This window comes from Bacteroidales bacterium (assembly GCA_014860585.1).
Taxonomy (GTDB): domain Bacteria; phylum Bacteroidota; class Bacteroidia; order Bacteroidales; family 4484-276; genus RZYY01.
Window position 1 is genome coordinate 1 of record JACZJL010000096.1, and the last position, 2741, is coordinate 2741.

2 protein-coding genes are annotated in these 2741 nt (G+C 48.8%); both read right to left on the reverse strand.

What is annotated here, in order from left to right; all coding sequences use genetic code 11:
• The coding region (locus IH598_09775; GenBank protein MBE0638797.1) for a hypothetical protein at window positions 1-1733 on the reverse strand (1733 nt) is incomplete at its 3' end.
• 157 nt (window positions 1734-1890) lie between these two features.
• On the reverse strand, window positions 1891-2741 hold an 851-nt coding region (locus IH598_09780; GenBank protein ID MBE0638798.1), incomplete at its 5' end, for a DUF1566 domain-containing protein.

Sequence of the window (2741 nt, forward strand, 5' to 3'; positions counted from 1 at the left end):
GCCACCTGGCTTAAATTACGCATGGATTTATTGGTGGTTGTCCGATAACCAATAATCACATTGGGGTTGTAAAGCCTTGTTTTGAACAAAATGGTTTTTGCTCCGGGGGTAGTATTTTCGCGCATCATTACGCCTCCCCAGCCGCCGTTTTCCACCTCTGCCAGGCGGGCAATCACCGTTGCCTGGTCTGAACAAAGCTCTTCCTGGTAAACAAAATGGAACACATCGCTGGTTGTGGTGGACTTCCCTGTGGCAGACAACCTAAAGGTACCCTCGCTGTCGCAATACGAATAGGTGGCTGTTCCGCCGGCGCTGGTGTGGGTGTTGGCGTTCAGCCAGGGATCGGGTATAGCCATACCTTCTGCAACGGTTATGTCAGAATAGACCGTTGTCGGGTTGCCACACTCATCCTCAACGGTGACTGCAACAGCAATTGTTTGCCCGAGATGGGCACAACTGACCGAAGGCGGATTCATAACAATGGAAGTGACCGATGTTTCACTGTCACCCCAGGCTGAGAGGACATCGGTTGCCTCCAAAATATAGGTTCCGTAGGGGTTGAGTTCCACGGTATTGTTTTTGGCTGTAGCCCAGGGTGGAGTAACATCAATGGTCATTTTCACCACATTTGAAACAGCATAGCCATCCCAGTCAACTTTGCAGCTGACCTTTGCCAGACGCCTGAACCAGGTGGTCTGAGCGATACTGCCGGGATCGTAGGAAGCGCCGGTAGCTCCTTCGATGATTTCAAAACCTGTTGTGCTCCCGGTGATGGATTGCTGCCATTGATAGTCAAGCTCGCCGGTGTTGCCTGAAGGCAACTCTGTACTGGTGATTTCATCAGGATCAAAGCTGTTGCAACTGTATTGCTCACCGGCGATGTTTCCCCCGTCGTCGGGATTTTTGCAGACTTCACCGAGGCCAAATTCACTGAACGTATTGAACGGAGAGGCATTGGTATATTCAGGTGTTGTAGCATCTGAAGATCCAATCGTCCCTTCATCCTGCTTCAGCATCACAACTGGTCTTGCAGGGCTATAATCTGTGGGGTCAAGGGTGATGAAATACTCCATGCCGCTACCACCAGCCTGAGTCAGCTTCCAATGTCTCCCGGTGGTCATCAGCGTGGTGTTTTCAGGCAGGTCGCCGGTGAGCGGGGTTTCAAACTGCTCGGCTTGTACGACACTGATTCCTGTCAATGCTGAGAATTTCAGTGTAAGCGGGCGATAGGCGCCCTCCTTTCCGATGGGAAAATGTTTAGCGCACGGAGCGCTGAAGGAGTGTGCCAGTTTTCCTTCAATATAGCCCGTTGAGGAAGTGTTGGAAAAAGTTCCAACAGGCCCCATTGTCATGAGATGATCGCCGGTGGATACTTTCCCGTTTAAGAACTCCAGCATACCGCTTATTGACACATCATTTTCCAGGGTTAACCCAGCCTCATTGTTGAGGGTAAGATTGGCAAAGGTGGTTGACGCCGTTCCGCTTACAACTACGGCCTGTGTTCCGGTAAATGTAAACGTTTCGGAGGCGGTAGCGTAAATGCCGTTGTTGATCAGGTCCCCGTCTTTAACAACGATTTTGATGTTTCCGGAGGGTTTCAATGTGGCATTGTTGATTTTTACCCCCTGGGCTTCAACCCGTGAAACCTGAAACCCGAAAGTCAGCAACATAAAAACAATAACCCAAAAAGCGTTGCAAGCCAGGTAAACGTTTGGTTTTTGTACTTTTTTCATATTATTTGATTAATTGTGTTGTTTTGCAAAATGTAGATTTGATGGCTACACCGGTCTGGGCATAGCTTTGGATGCCGAGGAGCAGCAAGGTTGCGAAGAGAAGAATTTTACATTTCATATTAATTTAATTTATCGTTTTCTGAAATAGCGGAATAGCTTAAAAATACCGGATGGCCCGGATACGTGCATCCATGAGCTTAGTGGTGTAATCCTGATCGCCAATGCCAACATGCTGTAGCCAGGCGTTTTCCGAACTGTGCTCAGAAGAACTCCAATAGAAGTCGTCTGCAAAACCGCCAATGGTTGCTTTGTTCAGGTACAATTTATCCAATTCATCCTTACTGGGCAGACACCAGTCGTTATATCCGTTTAAAACTAGATCGTTACATTTTCTGGCGGCTATTCCGTACCAGTCGCAACCATCCACAATAGCCTGGGTGTTCTGGATGCCGGTTCCCACAGCCGTACCACCCGCACCTGGTATTGCGGTTCCTTCACATCCCCAGTATGAAACGCCCTGGTCCGTTTTCGCTGCAATCAATCCATGCCTGATATTGGCATCATAACCCGGGTCGCCGGGTTGAAGGAAATAGGCTATAATACCTCCCTGGTAATAATCTCCAATCTCCAGGGTATTAATCAAATCATCGGTCACCCAAGTGGGAATGCCGTTTACAAATCGCAATATTTGCCCGTTTTGTCCAACAGCTACAGTTACCCATGCCGTACCGTTCCAGTATTGCATCTGGCCGAGAGCGGTACCGGTAGCTGAGGCAAGATGATTCCATGATGTTCCATCAAAAAAGTAAAATCCTTCCGGCGTTTCGGTTTGATAAACCAGCAATCCTTTGGCAGGAAGGGCAATGGCCGTTCGCTGGGCTTGGGTCATTCGGGGAATTAAAAGTCCCTTTTCGGTTGAACTTACATCGAGCATAGCACTGTTGTCGGGTTCATTTCCGGTGGTGTTAATGGCAACTCCTGTCTGGGCAAAGGTTTGGATGCCGAGAA